Consider the following 6,882-nt stretch of genomic DNA (forward strand, 5'->3'; position numbering starts at 1 on the left):
ACTTGAACTTCAGGCTGCCAGCTGATTGTTCTTAGATTCTGAGCCCGAGGTATTAACCTAGCCACCGCTTTAGCGGCTTGCCCTTGATGGCACAAAAAATAACTGCTACACTGCTGCAAACGACGGAGAAAATCTGATTGTTCTTGAGTTCTTCGCCGTCGGTGATTAACCGTCAGCAGTTATTTTTTGTGCTGTCAAGGGTGGCGTCCGGCTACCTCAACCTATATATCTGCAATTTCCAAGGTTCATCTGAGCCTATTTTTTCTACTCAGTTTTTTCATAGATCATTTGACACTATCTAGGCATACTGATACTTCCTTTTTTACTGTATTAGTATGCTTATATACCATAGGATAGCCTTTGTTAGCTCGTTTTTTATTCCAAAAGGCATATTAAAGGGAGAATTCACATGTGTTTCATATGATTATCAACATATTGATAGCATAAAGGAGCTGGAAAACCCGCGGATTATAAGTCATGTTCGTCAACATTTTTGTAAAATGCCCCAAGTGTTCCCTTGTAAAAATGTAAAATAAGTTGTGTTTTTCGCCATAAAAAATGTAAACTGTATTTGCAGAAATTATAGAGAACAGGACTGGCTGGTCAATGTTCCGCTATACTTGGTTAGTGAATGGATTGAAAATGCGGAGTAATAATATAAATGGCTACAAAAGATAAGTACAAGATCGCTATCTGCGATGACAGCGAAAAAGACAGAGAATATATAGAAAAACTGGTGCAGAAGTGGATAAGTGGCAGCGATGGAAGCCTTGCAGCGGAGACAACTCTTTTTTCCTCTGCTGAAGAGTTTATGTTCCGGTATGAAGACTGCAAGGATTACGACATTATCCTTCTGGATGTGGAAATGGGGAAAATGGATGGTGTCTCCATGGCAAAAAAGCTTCGTGCGGAAAACAGCCGTATCCAGATTGTGTTTATTACAGGCTATTCCGACTATATTGCAGAAGGTTATGAAGTGGAGGCCTTGCACTATCTGATGAAGCCTGTGAAGGAAGAGAAGCTCTTTGCTGTTCTTGACAGGGCGACTCAGAAAGTATCCCAGAATGAAAAGACTATAGCGGTTGAAACATCTGATGGAATGGCCATTGTTCCGGTTTATCAGATAAGATACATTGATGTAAGGGCGAACTATATAACCATACATGCAGACAGGGAATACACCATCAAGAAGACTCTTGGAGACATTGAAAAAGAACTGGATGAACGCTTTTTCAGAGTGGGAAGGTCAGCAATTGTGAATCTATCCTGTATTACCAGGGTTACAAAGACGGACATTATACTTAAGGACGGAGCAAACATTCCGCTTCCAAGAGGAGCATACGAAAAGGTAAACAGGGCTATTATCTCCATGAATTAGCGAGGCAGAAGATGAGTTTTTTTAACAAGAAGATAGACAGCAGGATCGATGCGTATCAGCGTGAACTGATAGAGACACACTATCAGGAAGTTGAAAATATGTATAAAAAGATGCGTGGCTGGCGACATGATTACAAAAATCATATACAGATGATGAAAGTTCTGGCTGCAGAGGGAGATCTGCAGGGGATTTCCAAGTATCTGGATGAGCTGGATACGGACCTTAACACGGTGGATACAGTGATCAAAACCGGAAACGCCATGGCTGATGCCATCCTCAACAGCAAGATATCCCTTGCACAGTCTAGGGATATACATGTGGAGGCAGATGCCCATATTCCAGTTAAGCTCAATATCTCTGAGCTTGACCTGTGCTGCATAATCGGCAACCTTTTTGACAACGCCATTGAGGCCAGCATGGAGCTGCCTCCAAAGGAGCGCATAATAAGAGTTTACATGGATATGAAGGGAACGCAGCTCTACATATCCTTTACCAATTTCACTGCGGGAAAAAAGCTCAAGAAGCAGGGCAAGATATTTAGCACCACCAAGGGCGAAGGCCATGGCTTTGGACTTGTAAGAATGGATGCCATCGTTGATAGGCTTGGAGGGTTCCTTTCAAGAAACAGCGAGGACGGGGCTTTTACCACCGAGATTCTATTGCCACAGGGTTAAGAACAATAACCTTGGATGGCATACTCTGCAATTCATCCCCGGAATATTACAATTCATCCCCGAAATGATCGGGGATGTTTTTCTGTGATAGGATGATATCACCTAGGTAATACGTGTTTGGAAGGAATATTGGTATGGAAAAAAGAAAAGCTAAATACAATATGTGGCAGATGACTGCATATATGCTGAGGAGGGCTTTTAGGGGGCATAAAGACATAATCATTATTTGTCTTTTAATAGCTATTATTGATACTGCTTTAACTACAACCCAGATGCTGGTTACACCTGTGATACTAAGTCGTGTAGAACTGCATTCCTCAATTTGGGAACTTGTCGTAGCAGTAGGGCTTTTTACTTTATTGCTATTTTCTATGGCAGGTCTCAAGGGATATTTCAGGGAAAAAGCTATTGTTTCATGGCCTATTCTTAGAGTAGAAATGTTAATGGATTTAGCTTCGAAAAGAGCTAATACGTCATATTGCAATTTCTGTGATGAAAAATTTCAGAACTTGGGGAGCACCGCGGAGAGGGAAGTTATGTCTGATAATTCTTCGACTCAGGCTGTGTGGAGGGTTCTTGCGGATATACTCAACAATGTTTTGGGGCTGATCATTTATCTGATTATTGTTTCTTCACTTAATCCGTTACTGGTCCTTGTGACAACAGTTCTTACTGTTATTGAATTCCTGATAAATAAAAAAATCGGAGAAGCGGAGTACTACTATAAGGATGAGATAAGCAGGTATCAAAAGGAATCATTTTATCTCTACGGAAGATTAATTAATAGGCAATTTGCAAAAGACCTTAGGATTTTTGGTATTCACGAATGGCTGTGCGACGTGCGTGATATCGTGTATAGATCAATACGTTCATTGAAAATTAAAAAGGAAAGAAAGCTATTTCTTGCAAACGTAGTAGGCCTTATAGCTACTCTTTTAAGAAATGGAATAGCCTATGCATATCTTATTAGATTGCTGCTTAAGACGGACCTTTCTGCAGCAGTATTTCTTCTATATCTGGGTGCAATCAGTGGGTTTACAGCATGGATAACGGGGCTCCTTCGCAGTTTTTTGGAACTACATAAAAAAAGCATAGGCCTGTCAATGCTTCGGGAATTCCTGGAATGGCCTGAGTCCTATAAATTTGATGATGGAGAAGCGCTGAACCTTAATGAAAATTCTAAGATCAAAATAGAACTTAAGAATGTCAGCTACCGTTATCCGGGATCAGAAAAGGATATCATAAGCAATATGAATCTTACATTGGAACCGGGAGAGAATGTTGCAATAGTTGGACTTAACGGCGCAGGAAAGACAACTCTTGTACGACTGATTACAGGTCTTCTTGATCCTACGGAAGGCGAGGTTTGCCTTAATGGCGAGGACATCAGGAAATATAACAGAAATGACTATTACAGGTTATTTTCTGCAGTATTTCAAGATTTTTCTGTACTTGAGAGTACAGTTTTTCAGAATGTTTCACAGACGATTGACGGATATGATGAGAAAAAAGTCAGATATTGTCTTGAACAGGCAGGATTAACAGATAAAGTGGATTCGCTTCCAGAGGGAGCAGATACAATAATCGGTAGGCAGGTCTTTGATAATGGTGTTGTGTTATCCGGAGGAGAAACACAACGACTTATTCTAGCCAGAGCGTTGTATAAAAATGGACCTGTGCTTGTTCTTGATGAACCTACCGCAGCCCTGGATCCAATCGCAGAAAATGACATATACATGAAATATAATGAAATGACTAAGGGAAAGACAAGCATTTTTATATCCCACAGGCTGGCATCCACAAGGTTTTGTAACAGGATACTTCTATTGGAAAATGGCAGGGTTAAAGAAGAAGGAACTCATTATGAGCTTATAAGTCAAGGCGGGGACTATGCACATTTATTTGAGGTGCAGAGCAGATATTACAAGGAAGGGGGTGAGTACGAGTATGAAAACGAAATTCCTGAAGTTATTTGATGATGTTTCCAAAAACATCAGAGGGCTAAAAATAATGACACAATATGAACCGATGTTTTTCTTCTACTCTACGTCAAAGTGTGTATTAGAGGCCCTTGGTCCCTACGTGAATATTTTTATTGCCGCGATGCTTATAGAGGAGCTTGCAGGAGAGAGAAATCCCGGAAGACTCTTTGCATTAACTCTTGTAATTCTTGCGGTGGATGCAGTGATTAGCCTTGTAAAGGGGATGCTTGTACGAAGATGTGATATATACAATGACGGACTATGGGCTGATCAGATGCGAATAATGACGGATAAGATGAAAATTCTGGATTTTCCTGATGTAGACAGTAAGTACGCAATTAGACTCGCTGCTAAGATGGAGCATGCAGCAAACTGGGGCAATTGGGGGCTTATGCGTACAGTAGATATATATGATAAGAGCATAACCGCATTCCTTAGGATAATCACGGGTATTGCCCTTGGGGCTTCGCTGTTTACAAAGTTGGTTCCGTCTGGTCATGAATTTGAAGTTCTTAATCATAAGGCCTTTATATTGCTGATTTTAGGATTTATGCTATTGATTTCTATTTTGTCACCCGCGTGTGGTGCTAAGGCAGACAAGTATTGGACTGATCTTGGGGAAAAGATAATCCTTGGAAACAGAGCTTTTTCCTATTATTGCTTTTTGAGCGAAGATGATAAAAGAGCAGCAGATATGAGGTTATATGGTCAGGAAAAAATTGCAGAATACTATTATGATAAGTATTTTAGTCTAAGTAGAGATACTAAATTTTCTGCAAGATGGAGATTCCTGGAAGGGGCGATCTCCATGGTTCTCACAGGAATCATATATCTTTTTGTCTGCCTGAAAGCATGGGCGGGAGCCTTTGGAATCGGTGCAGTTACCCAGTATACAGGCGCTGCCACCAATACCTTTATGGGAATCAAGGACTTTTTTGCCGCAGTGACAATGATGCACACCAATGCAGGGTATCTTGATACTGTATTCGAGTTTATGGATATACCAAACAAGATGTACCAGGGAAGCCTCACCACGGAAAAGAGAGTGGACAGGAAGTACGAGGTTGAGTTCAGGGATGTTTCCTTCAAATACCCGGAAAGCGAGCAATACAGCCTTCGCCATGTGAACATGAAGTTCAAAGTGGGAGAAAAGCTTGCAGTGGTTGGCATGAACGGAAGCGGAAAGACTACTTTTATCAAACTCCTTTGCAGGCTCTATGATCCCACGGAGGGCGAAATCCTGCTTAATGGCATCAACATCAAGAAATATCGCTATGATGAGTATATGGACATTTTCTCCGTGGTATTCCAGGATTTCAATCTTTTCTCCAGACCCCTTGATGAGAATGTGGCAGGCAGCATGAATCCTGATGAGGAAAGAGTGGCGTCATGCCTTAAGGATGCAGGCTTTGAGCTTGATGAGACCAAGATGACCAAGGGCCTTAAGACCTGGCTCTATAAGAATATCGACAAAGAGGGCGTTGAGATATCCGGCGGCGAAGCTCAGAAGATCGCCATTGCAAGGGCTCTTTACAAGGATGCTCCTTTCATTATTCTTGATGAGCCCACTGCGGCTCTTGACCCTATTGCGGAAGCAGAGATCTACGAAAAGTTCAATGATATAGTTGGGGATAAGACTGCCGTCTACATCAGTCATAGACTCTCCTCCTGTAAGTTCTGCGACGAGATCGCAGTGTTCCATGAGGGAACTGTTATTCAGAAGGGAACTCATGAGGAACTTTTGCAGGATACTGCCGGAAAATACTATGAACTTTGGAACGCCCAGGCCAAGTACTATAACGAGAAGAGGGATTGCGCGTAAATATATAAATCGTCAACAGTGTTGACACTTTTATATTTTACTGTAACGTTTGTGGTATATCAATCATATTATAAGTAGAGAGGTTCAAAAACAATAGAAAATGAGCATGCAGAACAGATAAGAGGATCAGGAATAGGAATAGGCTATTATCATGTTGAAACCAAACGCATTCTTCAGTTTGACGGCCCACACCCAGGTAATGAATTGTACAGATATCACATAAAGATGGTCATAGCATTTCTTAAGGAAGTAGGTGAGATAGAATGATAAGTTCACTGATGGAATATAATGGATATCATGCAAAAGTAGAATTTGACCAGGAAGATCAGATTTTTATCGGCCATGTTCTTGGAATCAATGATTCTTTGAACTTTCATGGAGAATCAGTAAAAGAGCTTACCCAGTCAATGCATGATTGTATAGATAACTACCTTGATTACTGTAAAGAGATAGGCAAGGAGCCTGAGCGTGAGTTTAAAGGCTCATTCAATGTTCGTATTAAGCCTGAACAGCATAAGAAAATTGCACTATATGCCGCCAATGAAGGAATCACCATAAACCAGTTTGTATCCAGAGCTATTGACGACGAGCTGAACATCCTAGAGGGTTAATACAAAGGTATAGATGACATTGGGACGGTTCTTTTATCATCTTAGGAATATTTAGAAGCTCAAAGAGGCTGTCGTACTTTGGTACGGCAGCATTTTTTTGTAGCACAAGACCGGCAAGCGAATGGATGCTTGCATACAAATTCATTTGCCGGTCGTAAGAACATGGAGCATGAAATGCGGAATGTTCGTGTGCGAAATCGAGTAGGAGTCAGCCTCGATTGGCATAAATGTCTATATCTTCATAGGAGAGGTGGTTTCATATGGCGATGGTTATCAGAATTTCGTCGTGTCTTGAATTCTCGTATTTCCTACTAGGAAACATTTAGTTTTCCAAACTATACAACCAGTGTATTATTATTTATATAGAATTCACATAAAATGAAGCCAACAGAACAGAATAGGAGGCTTCATTTTT

Annotated in this window: 5 protein-coding genes; all 5 read left to right on the forward strand. The window is 40.9% G+C overall.

Annotated elements, in window-relative coordinates; translation table 11 throughout:
• The first annotated feature begins 661 nt into the window (after positions 1 to 661).
• A complete protein-coding gene (locus G588_RS0118100) occupies positions 662 to 1,378 on the forward strand; it encodes a LytR/AlgR family response regulator transcription factor (RefSeq protein WP_022780099.1) in 717 nt (238 codons plus the stop codon).
• 11 nt (positions 1,379 to 1,389) lie between these two features.
• The gene (locus G588_RS0118105) at positions 1,390 to 2,052 is read left to right on the forward strand and encodes a sensor histidine kinase (protein ID WP_022780100.1); all 663 of its coding nucleotides are present in this window, start codon (positions 1,390 to 1,392) and stop codon (positions 2,050 to 2,052) included.
• Positions 2,053 to 2,186: 134 nt separating this feature from the next.
• A complete protein-coding gene (locus G588_RS0118110; protein WP_026668899.1) occupies positions 2,187 to 4,028 on the forward strand; it encodes an ABC transporter ATP-binding protein in 1,842 nt (613 codons plus the stop codon).
• On the forward strand, positions 4,000 to 5,856 hold the full coding sequence (locus tag G588_RS0118115; RefSeq protein WP_022780101.1) for an ABC transporter ATP-binding protein: 1,857 nt from the start codon (positions 4,000 to 4,002) through the stop codon (positions 5,854 to 5,856). Before G588_RS0118110 ends, G588_RS0118115 begins: the two co-directional genes overlap by 29 nt.
• Before the next feature lie 263 nt (positions 5,857 to 6,119).
• Positions 6,120 to 6,467 carry a type II toxin-antitoxin system HicB family antitoxin gene (locus G588_RS0118120; protein ID WP_022780102.1) on the forward strand — a complete coding sequence of 116 codons (348 nt, stop codon included), beginning with the start codon at positions 6,120 to 6,122 and terminating at the stop codon, positions 6,465 to 6,467.
• Positions 6,468 to 6,882: the final 415 nt, after the last annotated feature.

Source organism: Butyrivibrio sp. AE3009 (assembly GCF_000420845.1).
GTDB lineage: Bacteria > Bacillota > Clostridia > Lachnospirales > Lachnospiraceae > Butyrivibrio.